15 protein-coding genes are annotated in these 18,125 nt (G+C 62.2%); 9 read left to right on the top strand and 6 right to left on the bottom strand.

Annotation, left to right across the window (positions count from 1 at the left end):
* Nucleotides 1-8 precede the first annotated feature (8 nt).
* The 3 genes from ACYP2A_RS05520 (at nt 9) to ACYP2A_RS05510 (ending at nt 4,341) form a co-directional block, all read left to right on the top strand.
* Nucleotides 9-2,201, top strand: a complete 2,193-nt coding sequence (locus tag ACYP2A_RS05520) for a TonB-dependent receptor (RefSeq protein WP_459743481.1) — start codon at nt 9-11, stop codon at nt 2,199-2,201.
* Complete coding sequence (locus ACYP2A_RS05515) at nt 2,201-3,643, top strand: sulfatase-like hydrolase/transferase (protein ID WP_459743479.1); 1,443 nt, start codon at nt 2,201-2,203, stop codon at nt 3,641-3,643. Before ACYP2A_RS05520 ends, ACYP2A_RS05515 begins: the two co-directional genes overlap by 1 nt.
* A 65-nt stretch (nt 3,644-3,708) precedes the next feature.
* Complete coding sequence (locus ACYP2A_RS05510; protein ID WP_459743478.1) at nt 3,709-4,341, top strand: LysE family transporter; 633 nt, start codon at nt 3,709-3,711, stop codon at nt 4,339-4,341.
* 20 nt (nt 4,342-4,361) lie between these two features.
* Here ACYP2A_RS05510 and ACYP2A_RS05505 read toward each other — a convergent pair whose 3' ends face one another.
* The 5 genes from ACYP2A_RS05505 to ACYP2A_RS05485 all read right to left on the bottom strand — a co-directional run bounded on the left by ACYP2A_RS05505 (nt 4,362) and on the right by ACYP2A_RS05485 (nt 8,429).
* Entirely contained in the window at nt 4,362-5,114 is a 753-nt protein-coding gene (locus ACYP2A_RS05505; protein WP_459743476.1) for a penicillin-binding protein activator LpoB, read from the bottom strand.
* Nucleotides 5,115-5,117: 3 nt separating this feature from the next.
* Nucleotides 5,118-5,708: a penicillin-binding protein activator LpoB gene (gene lpoB, locus ACYP2A_RS05500; RefSeq protein ID WP_459743474.1), complete on the bottom strand. Its 591-nt coding sequence runs from the start codon at nt 5,706-5,708 to the stop codon at nt 5,118-5,120.
* A 38-nt stretch (nt 5,709-5,746) separates the two neighbouring features.
* Entirely contained in the window at nt 5,747-6,118 is a 372-nt protein-coding gene (locus ACYP2A_RS05495) for a YcfL family protein (protein ID WP_459743472.1), read from the bottom strand.
* 18 nt (nt 6,119-6,136) lie between these two features.
* Nucleotides 6,137-7,528 carry a COG3014 family protein gene (locus ACYP2A_RS05490; RefSeq protein WP_459743471.1) on the bottom strand — a complete coding sequence of 464 codons (1,392 nt, stop codon included), beginning with the start codon at nt 7,526-7,528 and terminating at the stop codon, nt 6,137-6,139.
* A 268-nt stretch (nt 7,529-7,796) separates the two neighbouring features.
* Entirely contained in the window at nt 7,797-8,429 is a 633-nt protein-coding gene (locus ACYP2A_RS05485; RefSeq protein WP_459743469.1) for a DedA family protein, read from the bottom strand.
* 231 nt (nt 8,430-8,660) lie between these two features.
* On the opposite strand from ACYP2A_RS05485, the gene hemB reads away from it, so the two are divergent.
* Both hemB and ppk1 read left to right on the top strand, forming a co-directional pair.
* Nucleotides 8,661-9,671 (top strand): porphobilinogen synthase, encoded by a 1,011-nt coding sequence (gene hemB, locus ACYP2A_RS05480; RefSeq protein WP_459743467.1) that lies wholly within the window; start codon nt 8,661-8,663, stop codon nt 9,669-9,671.
* A 19-nt stretch (nt 9,672-9,690) separates the two neighbouring features.
* Nucleotides 9,691-11,940, top strand: a complete 2,250-nt coding sequence (ppk1, locus tag ACYP2A_RS05475) for a polyphosphate kinase 1 (protein WP_459743465.1) — start codon at nt 9,691-9,693, stop codon at nt 11,938-11,940.
* Here ppk1 and ppx read toward each other — a convergent pair.
* Nucleotides 11,927-13,429 (bottom strand): exopolyphosphatase, encoded by a 1,503-nt coding sequence (ppx, locus tag ACYP2A_RS05470; RefSeq protein WP_459743463.1) that lies wholly within the window; start codon nt 13,427-13,429, stop codon nt 11,927-11,929. The two genes, ppk1 and ppx, sit on opposite strands and share 14 nt — an antisense overlap.
* 232 nt (nt 13,430-13,661) lie before the next feature.
* Between ppx and ACYP2A_RS05465 the strand changes: the two genes are divergently transcribed.
* The 4 genes from ACYP2A_RS05465 (at nt 13,662) to gcvH (ending at nt 18,072) form a co-directional block, all read left to right on the top strand.
* Complete coding sequence (locus ACYP2A_RS05465) at nt 13,662-14,663, top strand: extracellular solute-binding protein (protein WP_459743461.1); 1,002 nt, start codon at nt 13,662-13,664, stop codon at nt 14,661-14,663.
* Nucleotides 14,664-14,736: 73 nt separating this feature from the next.
* Entirely contained in the window at nt 14,737-16,353 is a 1,617-nt protein-coding gene (locus ACYP2A_RS05460) for an ABC transporter permease (protein ID WP_459743459.1), read from the top strand.
* A gap of 209 nt (nt 16,354-16,562) precedes the next feature.
* Entirely contained in the window at nt 16,563-17,645 is a 1,083-nt protein-coding gene (gene gcvT / locus ACYP2A_RS05455) for a glycine cleavage system aminomethyltransferase GcvT (protein WP_459743457.1), read from the top strand.
* Between the two features lie 40 nt (nt 17,646-17,685).
* On the top strand, nt 17,686-18,072 hold the full coding sequence (gene gcvH / locus ACYP2A_RS05450) for a glycine cleavage system protein GcvH (RefSeq protein ID WP_459743456.1): 387 nt from the start codon (nt 17,686-17,688) through the stop codon (nt 18,070-18,072).
* Nucleotides 18,073-18,125 lie beyond the last annotated feature (53 nt).

The following is an 18,125-nucleotide window of genomic DNA, read 5'->3' as shown; positions in this document are numbered from 1 at the left end:
CCTTGACCATGAAGCAGTCCCTGATTCCCCTTGCCGCACTGACCCTGATGCCGCTGTTGTGCCAGGCCGAGGTGGTGGCCTCACGCCCTGTCGATACTCCACAGGCCGACACCGCCCTCAAGGCGGTCACCGTGACCGCGACCCGCCGCGAATCGACCCTGCAAAAAGTGCCGGTGGCGGTTTCGGTGGTCGACGGTGAGCAACTGGAGCGTGAAAACCGCAACGGTGTGGCCGGTATTGCCCAGCGCGTGCCGACCCTGAACTTTCGTACTGCTTCATCGAGCAAAGACACCTCGTTGTTCGTGCGTGGCGTCGGCACCATTTCCACTTCTCCAGGCGTCGAGCCCAGTGTTTCGACGGTGATCGATGGCGTGGTCTACGGTCGTCCGGGTCAGGCGACACTGGACCTGATGGAAGTGGAGCGCGTCGAAGTGCTGCGCGGCCCTCAAGGCACGCTGTTCGGTCGCAACGCCTCGGCCGGCGTGGTGAACGTGGTCAGCCGCGACATTCCCGAGAAAACCCGTGGCTATGCCGACTACTCGTTTTTCGGCAAGAGCAACGAACAGCGCCTGCGCTTTGGCATTGGCGGCGCGCTGACCGATAACGTCAAGGCGTCGTTGAGCACCTTGTGGGGCGACTACGACGGCAACGTGCGCAACACCTACACCGGCGACAAGGTCAACGGTTACGACAGCAAGGGGCTGCGCGGCAAGTTGCAGTTCGACCCCAATGAAGACCTGCGCATCACCCTGATCGGCGACTACAGCGAGTCACGCAGTACCAACCCCAATGGTGTGCCTTACAACACCAACAGCAGCTTTTCCGCAGGCTTTGCGCCAAACCGGGCCAGCACCGCCAACCGCGACGTGGAAAACGATTACCGCACCTATGCCGAAGACACGCATAAAGGCCTGTCGGCGCAGATCGACTGGACGCTGGGCTCGCATACCTTGACTTCGATCACAGCGTGGCGTGGCTGGGATAACCTGCTCAACCAGGATCAGGACCGCCTGGCCGGCTTACCGGTCGATGCCCTGCATGACCGCGGCACCGTCGACTACGACCAGTTCAGCCAGGAAGTGCGGCTGGCCTCACCCACCGGCCAGTTCCTCGAATACGTGGCGGGCGTCTACCTGTATCACGGCGAATCGAAAGAGAACTACCTGCGCCAGCTGGTGACCCTCGGCGATGCCCAGTCGGCGCGTGGCAAGTTCAGCGCCACCAACGACAGTTATGCGCTGTTCGGCGAAAGCACGCTGAATTTCACCGATGACTGGCGCGGCATTGTCGGCCTGCGTTTCACCCGCGATGAGGTGGAATACGATCACCAGCGCGTCTCGACCTCGCCGCTGACCCTGCGCGCCATGCGCCCCTCGTTCGCCTCCAGCGGTTCGCACAGCGACACTGGCGTCTCCGGCCGCCTGGGCTTGCAGCATGACTTCACCGATGACCTGACCGGCTATGTCACCTATTCGCGCGGCTACAAGGGCCCGGCCTACAATGTGTACTTCCAGATGTACGCCCCGGACACCGAGGCGCTGGACCCGGAAACCTCCAACAGCTGGGAAATCGGTCTGAAAAGCACCGCGCTGGAGCGCCGTCTGACCGCCAACCTGGCGTTGTTCCGCACCGACTACGATAACTATCAGGCCAACTTCTTCGACCAGGTCGGCGGCTCGCCGGTGACCCGGCTGATCAACGCAGGCTCGGTGCGCAGCGAAGGCGCCGAGCTGGACCTGACTTACCAGGCCACCCGCCAGCTCAAGCTCAGCGCGGCCCTGGCCTACACCCGTGCCCGCATCGACGACTTCCAGTGCCCGGCCGGTGCAGCGGCCAGTTGCAACATCAATGGCAAGCCGCTGCCGTTCTCGCCGGACTGGAAAAGCTATGTGCGTGCCGACTACAGCATCCCGCTGGAAAACGGCCTGGATGTCGAGCTGAGCAGCGACTACAGCTGGCAAAGCGAAGTGCAGTACAGCCTCGACCAAAACATCGACACCAGGCAGGGCGCCTACGGCATCTGGAACGCCAGCGTGGCCCTGGCCGACTACAGCGAAGGCTGGCGCGTGGCATTGCTGGCGCGCAACCTCGCCGACCGCTCCTATGCACCGCTGTTGATGTCGAGCACCAACGGCATCAACCGCATGGTGCCGCGTGATGACCAGCGCTACTTTGGTGTGCAAGTGCGCAAGGACTTCTGATGAGCCGGCCAAACTTCGTGGTGATCGTCGCCGATCAGTTGCGCGTCGATTGCTTGCCGGGCTTCAACCCGTACAGCCCGGTGCACACCCCGCACCTGGAGCGTCTGGCGGCACGTGGCGTGCGTTTCGGCGAAGCGTTTACCCAGCACAGCGTCTGCTCGCCGTCGCGGGTGTCGTTTCTGTCGGGGCGCTACCCGCACGTGAACGGCCATCGCTCGTTGCAGTATCTGCTCGACCCGCAGGAGCCCAACTTTCTGCGCAGCTTCAAGGAGGCGGGTTATCACGTGGTGCACGCCGGGGCGCGGGGCGATACCTTTGCCGCTGGCGCCGCTGAGCTTGCGCTGGACGAGCACGGTTTTGCCGACCCTGCGCTGAATACTTTTGCCGATTTCATGGGTCGCAATCATGGCCAGCCCGATGAAGCCATGGCGCGGGCCCATTACCGGGGCGAGCGGCCGCAGAGCACAGTCGATTTCGACGAAGCCACGGTGCGCACCGCCGAGCAGTGGCTAAAGACGCCGCCGGACAAACCCTGGGTGCTGTATATCCCGCTGATCTTTCCGCACCCGCCGTTTGCCGTCGAGCAGCCGTGGTTCTCGCTGTACCCGCGTGACAGCGTCGAGCCGCCGCGCGTGGCCAGCGGGCCTAGGGCCGGCTTCTATGCCGAGCTGGCACGGCGGCATGGCTGGGATGGCCTTGATGAGTCGCAGTGGCGCGAGATCCGCGCGGTGTATTACGGGATGATTTCGCGCCTCGACAGCCAGGTCGGGCGCTTGCTCGATGGCCTTGGCGAAGCCGACAACACCTTCGTGACCTTCTTCGCCGACCACGGTGAATACCTCGGTGATTTCGGCCTGGTGGAAAAATGGCCGGCCGGCGTCGACGAATGTCTGGTGCGCACGCCACTGATCGTCGCCGGTCCCGGACTGGCTGCGGGTGGGTATAGCGAGGCGCTGGTCGAGCTGATCGACGTGTTCCCGACCCTGTTGGCGCTGGCGGATGTGCCGGTGACCCATGCACAGTTCGGCCGCAGCTTTGCTGCCTGCCTGTTCGATCCGGCGGCCAGCCACCGTGACGAGGCCTTCAGCGAAGGCGGTTTTCGCATCGAAGAGGCTGACCTGCTGGAACGCGGTCCGTTTCCGTACGACATCAAGAGCCAGTTGCAACACGACCGGCCTGAACTGGTGGGCAAGGTGGTCGCGCTGCGCAATCGCGAATGGACCTATGTCTGGCGTCTGTACGAGCCCAGCGAGCTGTATCACCGCCTCAGCGACCCGCACGAGCAGCACAATCTGGCCGGGAGTGAAGAGCATGCGGCTCTTGAGCAGCAACTGACAGTGCGTATCCTGCGCTGGTTGCTGGACACTGCCGATGTGATTGAAACCCGGCAATGGGAACGCTTTCCCAAGGTGGATTTACCACGGCCGGCCAGCCCGCGATAAACATCTGGTCACATTTGCAGATCGGGATTACCGTAATGGCGATCTGGAATAATGTGAGGTGTGCGATGGCGTTTGAAACATGGCTGGCATTCTTTGCCGCCTGCTGGGTAATCAGCCTGTCTCCGGGTGCAGGCGCGATTGCCTCGATGTCCTGTGGCCTGCAATACGGCTTCTGGCGCGGCTACTGGAATGCGCTGGGGCTGCAAATGGCGCTGATCGCGCAGATCGGCATCATTGCTGCCGGCCTTGGTGCGGTGCTGGCTGCCTCGGAACTGGCCTTTACCCTGATCAAATGGTTTGGCGTGGCGTATCTGGTTTATCTGGGCGTCAAGCAATGGCGCGCGCTGCCCACCGAGATGAGCGAAGACCCGGCCATCCGCCCGATCGGCAAACCCCTGAGCCTGGTGCTGCGCGGCTTTCTGGTCAACATCAGCAACCCCAAGGCGATGGTCTTCATGCTGGCGATCCTGCCGCAGTTCATCGACCCGAGCGCGCCGTTGCTGGCCCAGTACGTGATCATCGCTGTGACCATGGTGGTGGTGGATTCGATTGTCATGGCGGGCTACACGGGTCTTGCCGCCAAGGTGCTGCGCCTGCTCAAGACGCCACGCCAGCAAAAGCGCCTGAATCGCACTTTTGCCAGCCTGTTCGTCGGCGCTGCGGCCTTTCTCGCGACATTGCATCGCGGTACGGCCTAAGCAGGTAACCCCTGGCGCAATCAGCGCAGGATGCGCGGTGCTTCGTCGCGTGGCAGGTTGTTCTGCGGCACCGGCTGGGCGTCCCATTGCACTTCGCCACGCAGTTGCTCGCGCATCTGCCGGGCGACGTCCAGGCCGATGGTCCTGGAAACGTCACGCACCACACGGCCGCGGTTGAGCGAGACCTTGATGTCGCGGCTGTTGACCAGCTTGGTGTCCTGGCCTTCGCCCATCGCCGTGAAGGCCGAGGTGATCTCGAAGGTGCGGGTGTTGATCAGGCTGAAGTCGGCCACCAGGGTGATACCCAGAATCGCCGAGTAGCTATCGGTATTGGCCAGTTCATTGATGTCCTGACGAAAATCGATATCCGACACGGTGCCGAACAGCACGTAGTCGGCGCCCTTGAAGTTGCCGTTCTTGATGCGCCGGATCACGTCGTAGACGTCTTCCTTGGCGCCGGCGGTGTAGGGCGTGCCCTGCACCAGCTGGAACATCCCGGACTTGAGAATCTCGCCCTTGATGTCGCCGCTGAACTTGCGCAGTTCGCCCTGCTCGATGTAGCTGGTGCGCGACTCGTACTCGTCGTAGCTGGCCGAGCCGCTGTAGCCTGCGCTGTAGTTATTGGCGTGGGCATTGACGTTGGCACGTGCCGAGACGGTGCGGATGTACTGCTCTACGCGCTCCTGGAAGGCCATGTCGGTCACGGCTACCTTGGGCGCGGCCTGTACGCCGAACGCGCACAGCAGGCCGAGGGTTGCGATCCATGCACGCATTGTTTAGCGCTCCGTGGTCTTGCGGATTTCTTTCTCGTCCATCCACTCGGCCAGACCGCTTTCGACGTCGATCAGTTGCAGGCTGAACTTGTAGAAGACGTCCTTGTAGTCGCTGCTGCGCTTGACGATCGAGCTGATCGAGCCTTCCAGGCGGTATTTGGCGGCGATCATGTTGCCGGTCTTGGCAACCGTGGAGTTCTTGTACAGGCCGCTCTGGTTTTGCAGCTTCAACTGGTCGACCTGGCTCTGCATCTGGGTGTTGTCGCTGGCGAAGCGTGCCGTGCCGCTTTTCATCAGTTGGGTCTTGATCGACGTGGTGATTTCGCGGGTATCGATGTACTCGCTGGTCTTGTTTTTCACGTCATAGACCTGAACCACCGGGCGGCCTTGCAGGATGCCGGACTGGGCCAGCGAGCGGGTCATGCTTTCGGCGATCATCTGCAGGTCGGTGGAGCCGAACTCGTTGGTCACGGTCTCGACGGCCTTGGTGTCGCCGTAGCTGATGTTCTTGCTGCCCAGAGTCGGGGAGTTGTTGGCGCAACCGGTGGCCAGCAGGGCGACGGCGGCGATGGAGCAAAGACGGATGAACGACATGTGAGGTCTCTCTTGAACAGAACGAAAAGGCAGGCGGATCAGCGCGTGTTGACTTCGATACGGAAGTCAGTGGCACGCGGAACCGGAGCGATGCCCGGCAGCACAGTGCTTTGCGAGCCGTACAGGCTCAGCGGTTTCCAGCTTTCTTCGTCGGCAACCGGGAAGCCGTCGTTGCCCAGCCAGGCAAAGCGGTAGTACAGGGTGCGGTTGCTGCTGCTGGTGTTGGTCAACTGCGCCTTGACGGTCAGAAAGCCGTTTTCGCGCGCGACACGGATGGCACCGACTTCAAAATTCTTGAAGTCGCCCATCGGCACGATCTTGCTGGCGGCACTGCCTGGCGCCGGTGGCGGCGGGGTGGCACAGCCGGCGAGCAGGGCCAGGGCCAGTGCGCCGAGAATCTTGATACGCATGTGAAGCTCCTTGAAAGATTACTTGGCGGTCGCGATGGCTTGCGCCGCACCGGTCGGCACGACCTGGGCGAGCTGGCCATCGGCGAAGACCTGATTGCCTACTGCGCGCACGGAAATCACCTGATAGGCGCGATCGACCTTGAACTGCACCAGCGAGCTGCCCAGGGTGTTGGGCAGGGTCACCTGATGCTGGCCCTGTGGCAGGCGAATACGCGCCACCAGGGTTCTGTCTGGCAGGGTGCGCCAGGTGCGGGTGTCGGCGCCTTCGGTCACTGCCGAGGCGATACCGACGGCCAGACCGGCCAGCGGGTTGACGTCGTTGAGCTGCTTTTGCGCCACGCCACGGGTGATGGCCCGCACGGTGGTGCGCACGATAATGCCGGGCATGTCGTCACGCAGGGCGCGGCGCGACATGTCGGTGGTGCTGTTGAGCAGGGTCAGGTTCAAAGGCTTGCCATCCAGGCTGACCTGGTTGAAAGACGGGGTGCTGGTGTCCGGGCGGATGGTCGGGAACGACAGCGGGGTGATGACCAGGTTGCCGCTGATCGGCAGTGGCAGCGGAATGCGCACCGAGTCGCGGGCCGGGGCAAAGCCGCTTTGTACGATCAGCAGCACTTCGCTGTCACCGGACTTGTTGGCGGCGCCATCGAGTTTTTTCAGCGCGTCTTCAAGCAGTGGCGTGTTCGGGCGCAGCTCTACCGCCTTGCGGTAACCCGGCGCGGCCAGGCCTTTCTCGCCCAGGGCTTCATAGACGAAGCCCGACAGGTAGTGGCTGAACGCACTCTGGTAGCTGTTTTTCAGGCTGACGACTTCAGGAGCGTTGAGCGAGGCGACCGGGTAGCCCTGCAGGTCCTTGAACTCGGTCTTGACGCCTTGTTTCTCGGCTTCCTGCTCGCTCTTGAGGTATTCCTTGTCGCGCAGTTCGGCGATGACGGCTTCGCGTTCGTGGGTCTTCTTGATTTCGGTGCGGGCGCCATCGAAGTCGTTGCGGGCCAGCAGGTTCAGGGCCATCTGCGTGGTCAGCATGACCTTTTCGTAGTCATAGCCTTCGTAGCGACGCACCTTGTCGTTGACCAGGAAACTGCCGAACTGCGCCAGGTACTTCTCGGTGTCGAACTTGACCGATTCTTCCCACTTGTAGACCACCTGGTCCGCAGAGCGCCAGGCGGTCTGGCTACCGTCCAGGTCACCGCTGGCACGCAGCAACTCGCCCTTCTCGAAGTAGTAGAGCAAGTCCTTGTCGGCACTGGTGTTGTTTTTTTCCAGCGTGGCCAGGGCTCCGACAATGTTGCCGGCGGTCAGTTGCTGGTTGGTTTCCTTGAGCTCGTTGTCGTAGCTGCGGAAGGCGGCGCAGCCGGCCAGTTGCACAGCAGCGATCAACGTAAGCGCGGTCAACGCACGAGAGGACATGTAGGTTCCGTTCCCTGAATTCGATGGCTAGGGCCAAGGATGCCCGCGATGCCAATCCGATGGCCGGCAGTGCGGGCTGCCTGAAAATTACGTGCCGCCGCACGGGAATCAGATCCCGCTATAACGCGGAGGGCGCGGAATTATAAGCGCAGGGTCGGTGATGACAATGAATATTTAGCTTCGTTCCCAGAGGTTCGTCACACTTTGGCTGTGAACTCTGCGATTACTGCGGCCTGTGGGCATGCGCGCACAGGCCGTCTGGAGAGCATCAATCGTCGGCTTTTTTGCTCAGGTCCAGCGGCGCTTCGCTGCTTTCGACCACAACCGGGTTGAGCTTTTCTTCACGTGCAATACGCGCATTCTTGAGGCGCCTGCGCAGCCACAGGCCCAGGCCCAGCACCAGCAGGCCGCCAAGCACCCACAGCTCGTATTTCTTGATATTGCCCAGCAGGCCTTCCATCACCGCACCGAAGTGGTAGGCGGCGGACGCCAGCGCGACGGCCCAGACCGCTGCACCGATGCCGTTGAGCAACAGATAGCGCGCCGGTGGATAGCCGGAAAGGCCGATGGCGACCGGCATGACCGTGCGCAGGCCATAGACGAAGCGGAAGCTCAGCACCCACAGGTCGGGGTGCTTGCGCACCAGGCGCAAGGCCTTGTCGCCCATGGCTTGCCAGCGCGGTTTGCGCGCGAGCAATTTGCGGCCGTGCCGACGGCCCATGAAGTACCACAACTGGTCACCGGCGTAACTGCCGCAGAATGCGACGATCATGACCGTGTTGAGGTCCATGTAGCTGCGAGACGCCAGAAATCCGGCAAGAACCAGAATGGTTTCGCCTTCGAAAAAGGTGCCTATGAAAAGGGCGAGGTAGCCGTAGTCATTAAGAAAATTCTGGAGCATTGTCTGGATGCTGGCGAAATGAGCACGCAGCCTAACCCGCTCGCGACAAACTGGAAAGCACCCAACCGTGTCTCGACGTTAAAGAATGTTACAAGCACACTGGTCTTCAGAGCGCCAGAGGCTCTACTGCGGCCTTGGGTCGCAGACTGCACTTAAACTGTCACACATTGGTCATAATGGCGGCTTATAACTGTCGCGCTTGCCCGCGTATGCGGGCTCAGGAGTCTTGCCGTGAGTTTTACCCCCGCCAACCGCCTGTTCCCTCTCACTCGCCTGCGACGTAACCGCCGCGACGATTTTTCTCGTCGTCTGGTGCGTGAAAACGTCCTGACGGTCGACGACCTGATTTTGCCGGTCTTCGTACTCGATGGTGAAAACCGCCGCGAGTCGGTGGCGTCGATGCCGGGCGTCGAGCGCCTGTCAGTCGACCTGCTGCTTAAAGAAGCCGAAAGCTGGGTAGAACTGGGCATTCCGGCGCTGGCCCTGTTTCCGGTCACCCCGGTCGAAAAGAAATCCCTGGATGGCGCCGAAGCCTGGAACCCGGACGGTATCGCCCAACGCGCCACCCGCGCGTTGCGTGACCGTTTTCCGGAGCTGGGCGTCATTACCGATGTGGCCCTGGACCCGTTCACCACTCACGGCCAGGACGGCATCCTCGACGAAGAAGGTTACGTCCAGAACGACATTACCGTCGATGCGCTGGTCAAGCAGGCGTTGTCGCATGCTGCCGCCGGCGCGCAAGTGGTGGCCCCCTCGGACATGATGGACGGGCGTATCCAGGCCATCCGCGAGGCGCTGGAACTGGCCGGGCACGTCAATGTCAGGATCATGGCCTACTCGGCCAAGTACGCCAGTGCCTATTACGGCCCGTTCCGCGATGCGGTGGGCTCGGCCCTGAACCTGGGCAAGGCCAACAAGGCGTCCTATCAGATGGACCCGGCCAACAGCAACGAAGCGCTGCATGAAGTGGCCGCCGACCTTGCCGAAGGCGCCGACATGGTGATGGTCAAGCCGGGCATGCCGTATCTGGACATCCTTTATCGGGTCAAGGACGAGTTCAAGGTTCCGAATTTTGTTTACCAGGTCAGCGGCGAATACGCGATGCATATGGCCGCTATCCAGAATGGCTGGTTGAGCGAGGGGGTGATTCTCGAATCGCTCACCGCTTTCAAACGCGCCGGTGCCGACGGCATCCTGACTTACTTTGCCGTCCGTGCCGCCCAACTGTTAAAAGGGCAATAGCCTCCTCACAGGAACGTTCATGAATACCGAAGGACTCACCCAAGCCACTGTAGAAGTCGATGTCGAGAAGGCTGCAACCGTGGTTGAGCCTGACACCGGGCCGGCCCCGGTCGATACGCCTGTCGAGGCCGCCGTTGCAGAGACTGCGGTTGTCGAGGCACCGGTCGTTGCGGCGCCGCCGATCGTCGTGCCGAACCTGGACGACAGCAGCCTTTACATCCACCGCGAACTGGCGCAGTTGCAGTTCAATATCCGTGTGCTGGAGCAGGCACTGGATGAGTCCTATCCGTTGCTGGAACGACTGAAGTTCCTGCTGATCTTTTCCAGCAACCTCGATGAATTCTTCGAGATCCGCGTCGCGGGCCTCAAGAAACAGATCAACTTTGCCCGTGAACAGGCCGGTGCCGACGGCTTGCAGCCGCATCAGGCGCTGAGCCGGATCAGCGAGCAGGTCCACGGTCAGGTCGACCACCAATACGCGATCCTCAACGACATCCTGCTGCCGGAACTGGAAAAGCATCAGGTGCGCTTCATTCGTCGTCGCTACTGGACCGTGAAGCTCAAGACCTGGGTGCGCCGCTATTTCCGCGACGAAATCGCCCCGATCATCACCCCGATCGGTCTGGACCCGACCCACCCGTTCCCGTTGCTGGTCAACAAGAGCCTGAACTTCATCGTCGAACTCGAAGGCGTCGATGCCTTCGGCCGCGACTCGGGCCTGGCGATCATTCCGGCACCGCGTTTGCTGCCACGGGTCATCAAGGTGCCTGAGGACGTCGGTGGTCCGGGCGACAACTTCGTGTTCCTGTCGTCGATGATCCATGCGCATGCCGATGACCTGTTCCAGGGCATGAAGGTCAAGGGCTGCTATCAGTTCCGCCTGACCCGTAACGCCGACCTGGCGCTGGACTCCGAAGATGTAGAAGACCTGGCCCGCGCCTTGCGCGGCGAGCTGTTCTCGCGTCGTTATGGCGATGCGGTACGTCTTGAAGTGGCCGATACCTGCCCCAAACAGCTGTCGGACTACCTGCTCAAACAGTTCAGCCTCAACGAGTCGGAACTGTATCGGGTCAACGGGCCGGTCAACCTGACCCGCCTGTTCAGCATCACCGGGCTGGACAGCCATCCCGAGCTGCAATACCCGCCGTTCACGCCGGCGATTCCCAAGCTGCTGCAGAACAGCGACAACCTGTTCAGCGTGATCCGCAAGCAGGACATCCTGCTGCTGCACCCGTTCGAGTCGTTCACCCCGGTGGTCGACCTGATGCGCCAGGCCGCCAAAGACCCGCACGTACTGGCGGTGCGCCAGACCCTGTACCGCAGCGGTGCCAACTCCGAGATCGTCGATGCGCTGGTGGATGCCGCGCGTAACGGCAAGGAAGTCACCGTGGTCATCGAACTGCGCGCACGCTTCGACGAAGAGTCCAACCTGCTGCTGGCCAGCCGCCTGCAAGCGGCCGGTGCGGTGGTGATCTATGGCGTGGTCGGCTTCAAGACCCACTCCAAGATGATGCTGATTCTGCGCCGCGAGGCCGGCGAGATCGTGCGTTACGCGCACATGGGCACCGGTAACTACCACGCTGGCAACGCGCGTCTGTACACCGACTACAGCATGCTGACTGCCGACGACGCCTTGTGCGAAGACGTGGGCAAGCTGTTCAGCCAGTTGATCGGCATGGGCAAGACGCTGCGCATGAAAAAGCTGTTGCATGCACCGTTTACCCTGAAGAAGGGCATTCTCGACATGATCGCCCGCGAGACGCAGTTCGCCAGCGAAGGCAAGCCGGCGCACATCATCGCCAAGTTCAACTCGCTGACCGACCCCAAGGTCATCCGCGCGTTGTACAAGGCCAGCCAGTCAGGCGTGAAAATCGACCTGGTGGTGCGTGGCATGTGCTGCCTGCGCCCTGGTATTCCAGGGGTGTCGCATAATATTCAGGTGCGTTCGATCATCGGCCGCTTCCTGGAGCACACCCGGGTCTATTACTTCCTCAATGGCGGCGACGAGCAGTTGTTCCTGTCCAGTGCCGACTGGATGGAGCGCAACCTCGACAAGCGCGTCGAGACCTGCTTCCCGGTAGAGGGCAAGAAGCTGTTGCTGCGGGTCAAGAAGGAACTGGAGCTTTATCTGTCCGATAACACTCACAGCTGGCTGTTGCAGCCGGACGGGCGTTATGTGCGCAGCACCCCGACCGGCAACCAGAATGCCCGCAGTGCCCAGGCGACCCTGCTGGAGCGCCTGAGCAACCCGGTCATCAGCGTGAACTGAAGACGATACCGACCCGGGTCAGCCACTCCGCTTCCAGCGCGAAGTCGGCCTGGGTCAACTGGTTGTTTTCCAGCCAGCCTGTCGGAAACTGTGCGTCGAGGTTCGGGCCATCGGCGCGCAGCACCACCTGCGGCATCTCTTGGGTGCCACGGATGTGGTGGAACAGGATCGCAAAGCGCAACAGCACGCACAGGCGAATCAGCTTGATGCCTTCATCGCCGAACTCGGCGAACTTGTCCTTGGGAATGTTACGGCGATGGCCGCGCACCAGCAGCGCGAGCTTCTGCTGGTCTTCGCGCGAGAAGCCCGACAGGTCCGAGTGCTCGATCAGGTAGGCGCCGTGCTTGTGGTAGTGGTAGTGCGCGATGTCCAGACCCACTTCGTGCACCTTGGCGGCCCAGCTCAGCAGTTCGGCGTAGTTCTCATCCTGCAGGTCCCAGGCCTCGGCCACTTGCTCCAGCGCATGCAGCGCCTTGCGCTCGACCCGTTCGGCCTGGCCCAGGTCGACGTGGTAACGGTCCATCAACGAATTGAGCGTGCGCTCGCGTACGTCTTCGTGGTGATGGCGGCCCAGCAGGTCATAGAGCACGCCTTCGCGCAATGCGCCCTCGCAGTGGTCCATGCGTTGCAGCTCGAGCGCGTCGAAAATCGCCTCCAGAATCGCCAGCCCTGCCGGGAAAATAGCCAGACGGTCGGGCTTGATGCCGTCGAAGTCGATTTTCTCGATGTCGCCCAGCTTGAACAGCCGGCGCTTGAGCCAGGCCAGGCCTTCGGCGTTCACTTCGCCCGAACCATGGCCGTTGGCCTTGAGCACCGCGCCAATGGCGCGAATGGTGCCGGACGAGCCGATGGCCTCATCCCACTTCAGGCGGTGCAGGGCCTGCTCGATGCTCATCAGCTCCAGACGGGCGGCGGTGTAGGCCTGGGCATAACGGGCCGGGGTGATCTTGCCGTCGCGGAAATAGCGCTGGGTAAAGCTGACGCAACCCATCTGCAGGCTTTCGCGCAGCAGTGGCTCGAAGCGCTGGCCAATGATGAATTCGGTACTGCCACCGCCGATGTCGGCCACCAGACGCTTGCCGGGGGTGTCGGCGAGGGTGTGCGATACGCCGAGGTAGATCAGGCGGGCTTCTTCGCGGCCCGAGATCACCTCGACGTCATGGCCCAGAATGGCTTCGGCGCGATGGATGAACTCATTGCGGTTGCGCGCCTCGCGCAGGGCGTTGGTGCCCACGATGCGCACCGCACCCAACGGCAGACCGTTGATCAGTTGAGCGAAGCGCTTGAGGCAGTCCAGGCCACGTTGCATGGATTCTTCGGTGAGCTGGCGCTCCTGGGTAATCCCGGCAGCCAGTTGCACCTTCTCGCCCAGCCGCTCAAGAATACGGATTTCACCCTGGTCGGCCTTGGCGACAACCATGTGGAAACTGTTCGAGCCCAGGTCGATGGCTGCGATCAGGGAGAAGTTCTTGGCTTTGGTATGAGGCATGATCAAATGAGTCTCGGTCAGTGACCTCGACATCGTGCCACGATCCATGCCTGTCGCCAACGCGAAGCTGCCGGTAAAGCCGGTCTGAGGGTCTTTTCAAGGCGATTTCCACGAGGTTCGGGTGGTGCATACTGTCGCAACATTAAGTTACGGCTCTTCACCTCCCCCGATTGAGGTCGTCAATGGTATTGACTACCATTTCGGCCTCGTAATCGAACCTAGAGGCTTTCCCATGCAGGCAAGCAAGCGTCTTCTCGCTGCCCTGACACTGACAATGCTCGGCAGCACTGCCCAGGCAGCCGATGAAATTGTGGTGTATTCGTCGCGAATCGACGAGTTGATCAAGCCCGTTTTCGATGCCTATACCGCTAAAACCGGGGTAAAGATCAAGTTCATCACCGACAAGGAAGCGCCGCTGATGCAGCGCATCAAGGCCGAGGGTGAGAACGCCACCGCCGACCTGCTGCTGACCGTCGATGCCGGCAACCTGTGGCAGGCCGAGCAGATGGGCATCCTGCAACCGTTCAGCACGCCGGTGATCGATGCCAACATCCCGACGCAGTACCGCTCATCGACCCACGCCTGGACCGGCCTGAGCCTGCGTGCGCGGACCATTGCTTATTCGACCGACCGGGTCAAACCCGAAGAGCTGAGCACCTACGAGGCGCTGGCCGACAAGAACTGGGAAGGCCGCCTGTGCCTGCGCACGGCCAAGAAGGTGTACAACCAGTCGCTGACCGCCACCCTGATCGAAACCCACGGCGCTGAGGCTACCGACAAGATCCTCAAGGGCTGGGTCAACAACCTGTCGACCGATGTGTTCTCCGACGACATCGCGGTGCTGGAGGCCATCAATGCCGGCCAGTGCGACGTGGGCATCGTCAACAGCTACTACTACGGCCGCCTGCACAAGCAGAACCCGCAACTGGCGGTGAAGCTGTTCTGGCCCAATCAGGGCGACCGTGGCGTGCACGTCAACCTGTCGGGTATCGGCCTGACCAAACATGCACCTCACGCCGAGGCGGCCAAGGCGCTGGTCGAATGGATGACCGGTCCCGAGGCCCAGGCGATCTTCGCTGGTGTCAATCAGGAGTTCCCGGCCAACCCGAACGTACCGCCGAGTGCCGAAGTGGCCAGTTGGGGATCGTTCAAGGCCGACACCATCCCCGTCGAAGTCGCGGGCAAGCGTCAGGCAGAAGCGATTCGCATGATGGATCGCGCGGGCTGGAATTGATTTAATACCCGCCCTTTTCGCCCTTCGCGGTTAATACCGCAAAGGGCGAACCACCGCGCACCGAGATTCCCCTTTGGCCCATCCCGCCCAACGCCGCTGGTACCCCCTGGTCTTTGCCATTGCCGCGCTGGTGCTGTTACCCCTCAGCGTTCTGCTGTTGTCCTGGCAAAGCGTCGACCAGCAGATCTGGTCGCACCTGCTTGAAACCCAGATGAGCCGCCTGTTGGGCAATACCCTGACCCTGGTGCTGGGCGTCGGGGTGGGCGTGACCCTGCTGGGCGTGAGCCTGGCCTGGTTGACCAGCCTGTGCGAATTCCCCGGCCGTCGCTGGCTCGACTGGGCCCTGATGCTGCCGTTCGCGATTCCGGCGTACGTGCTGGCGTTTGTCTTCGTCGGCCTGCTGGACTTTGCCGGCCCCGTGCAGACCCTGCTGCGCGAGTGGTTCGGCAACGGCCTGCGCCTGCCACGGGTGCGCTCTACCGGCGGGGTGATCGTGGTACTGGTGCTGGTGTTCTACCCGTATGTCTATCTGCTGGCGCGTACCGCGTTCCTGGCCCAGGGGCGCGGCCTGATGGAGGCGGCGCGGGTGCTCGGCCTGTCGCCGCTGCAAGCATTCTGGCGTGTGGGGCTGCCCATGGCACGCCCGGCCATCGGTGCCGGCGTGGCGTTGGCACTGATGGAAACCCTGGCCGACTTTGGTGCGGTGTCGGTGTTCAACTTCGACACCTTCACCACCGCCATCTACAAGACCTGGTACGGCTTCTTCAGCCTCTCCAGTGCCGCACAGCTGGCCAGCCTGTTGTTACTGGCGGTGATGGTCGTGCTCTACGGCGAACGCCGCGCACGCGGCATCAGCCGGCCCACCAACGAACGTCCGCGCGGCAAGGCGCTGTATCACCTGCGCGGCTTCAAGGCACTGGCCGCCAGCAGTTGGTGTGCACTGGTATTCATCTGCGCGTTTGCCGTGCCGATGCTGCAACTGGTGGTCTGGGTCTGGCAACGCGGGCGCTTCGATCTAGACGAGCGTTACACCGGGCTGGTGCTGCATACCCTGTATCTGGGCAGCCTGGCCGCGTTGATCACGGTCAGCGTGGCGCTGGTGCTGGTGTTCGCCCGGCGCCTGGCGCCGACCCGGGCGATTCGCTCCGGGGTCGGCCTGGCCAACCTGGGTTACGCGCTGCCGGGCTCGGTGCTGGCAGTGTCGATCATGCTGGCGTTCAGTTATCTGGACCGTGCACTGGTGATTCCACTGTCGTCGTGGCTGGGCGGCGCCGGCAAGCCGTTGCTGCTGGGCAGCCTGTCGGCCTTGCTGCTGGCATATCTGGTGCGCTTCATTGCCGTGGCCTACAGCCCGCTGGAAAGCAGCCTGGCGCGCATTCGCCCGTCGTTGCCCGAGGCCGCACGCAGCCTCGGCACCAGCGGCCCACGGCTGTTTTTCACCATCTATCTGCCTTTGCTTGTGCCGGGCGCACTGAGCGCGGCCTTGCTGGTGTTTGTCGATGTGCTCAAGGAAATGCCTGCCACCTTGCTGATGCGCCCATTCGGCTGGGACACCCTGGCAGTGCGCATCTTTGAAATGACCAGCGAGGGCGAGTGGGCGCGCGCCGCCCTGCCGGCCCTGACGCTGGTGCTGGTCGGCCTGCTGCCGGTGATCGGCCTGATTCGTCGATCGGCCCGCCAGCACGGCTGATTGCTGCTTGCTGGCCAAGTGAAATGACACTGGGTATTTCCGGGCGCTTCGCGTCGGGTGCGGGGTTCTCGCCATGCGGCTACAATGCGCCGCAATCGATGCGGGTCGCCGCTTGCATGGCCGGTTGTCAGTTGTCACAAACCCCGAGTCATTGGGGGCTTGCCAGCCAGTTGCGTCCGCATCCTCGCCACGCCCGGAAGGAGAAACCCATGGGACAGCGTACCCCCCTGTTTGACCTGCACCTCGCGCTCGGCGCGAAGATGGTCGATTTTGGTGGCTGGGACATGCCGTTGCACTACGGCTCGCAAGTTGAGGAGCACCATCAGGTGCGCCGCGACTGCGGAGTATTCGACGTCTCTCACATGCATGTGATCGATGTCATCGGCAGCCAGGCCAAGGCCTGGCTGCGTTATCTGCTGGCCAACGACGTAGGCCGCCTGCAAGACACCGGTCGTGCGCTGTACAGCGCCATGCTCGATGCACAGGGCGGCATCATCGACGATATGGTGGTCTACCTGACGCCCGACGGTTACCGTCTGGTGGTCAACGCCGCCACCGGTGCCAAGGACCTGGCCTGGATGCAGGCCCATCTGGCAGGCTTCGATGTGCAACTGATCGAGCACCCGGAACTGGCGATGCTCGCCATTCAGGGGCCGCGTGCACGTCAGCGAATTGCCGAGTTGCTGTCCAGCCAGCGCGCCGGGCTGATCCGTAACCTCAAGCCCTTCGAAGGTCACGCCGATCAGGACTGGTTCATCGCCCGCACCGGTTATACCGGCGAAGACGGTCTTGAAATCATGCTGCCGGCGGAGCAGGCCCCGGCGTTTTTCAACGATCTGGTCGGCGCCGGTATTTCGCCGATCGGCCTGGGCGCACGCGACACGCTGCGTCTGGAAGCCGGTATGAACCTGTATGGTCAGGACATCGACGAAAGCGTCTCGCCGCTGGTCGCCAACATGGCCTGGAGCATTGCCTGGGAACCTGCCGAACGTGACTTCATCGGCCGCGCCGCGCTGGAACACGAGCGTGCCGCAGGCGCCGCCTCCAAGCTGGTCGGCCTGGTGCTTGAAGAGCGCGGTGTCTTGCGTGCTCATCAAGTGGTGCGAATCGCAGAAATTGGCGATGGAGAGATCACCAGTGGTAGTTTCTCTCCTACGCTGAGCAAGTCGATTGCTCTGGCCCGCGTCCCGATGGCTACCGCCGACCGGGCCGAGGTAGAAATTCGCGGCAAATGGTACCCCGTGCGCGTGGTGCGCCCCAATTTTGTGCGCCACGGCAAAGTGCTTATCTAATGGCGGACTGCCGCTGACCTGATAATTCTGAGGATGACAAATGAGCAATATTCCCGCCGAACTGCGTTTCGCCGAAAGCCACGAGTGGGCGCGTCTGGAAGCTGACGGTACGATCACCGTGGGCATTTCTGACCACGCCCAGCAAGCGTTGGGTGATGTAGTGTTCGTCGAGTTGCCGGAAGTCGGCACCGTATTCGCCGCCGCTGATACAGCGGGCGTGGTCGAGTCGGTCAAGGCTGCCTCGGATATCTACTCGCCGGTGGCCGGTGAAGTCATCGCTGCCAACACTGAACTGGGCGACAGCCCCGAGCTGTTGAACAGCGAGCCGTATGGCACCTGGATCTTCAAGCTCAAGCCGGCCAATGCCGAGGCCGATCTGGCCAACCTGCTGGATGCTGCGGGCTACCAGGCCGCCATCGGCGAATAAATAAAGCTCAAAAAAATGCCGCCCCTGTGGGCGGCATTTTTTTGTCTGCGCGT

Source organism: Pseudomonas sp. 3A(2025) (genome assembly GCF_054589175.1).
The sequence above is the reverse complement of the archived record's forward strand: the minus strand, read 5'-3'. Positions and strand labels throughout refer to the sequence as shown.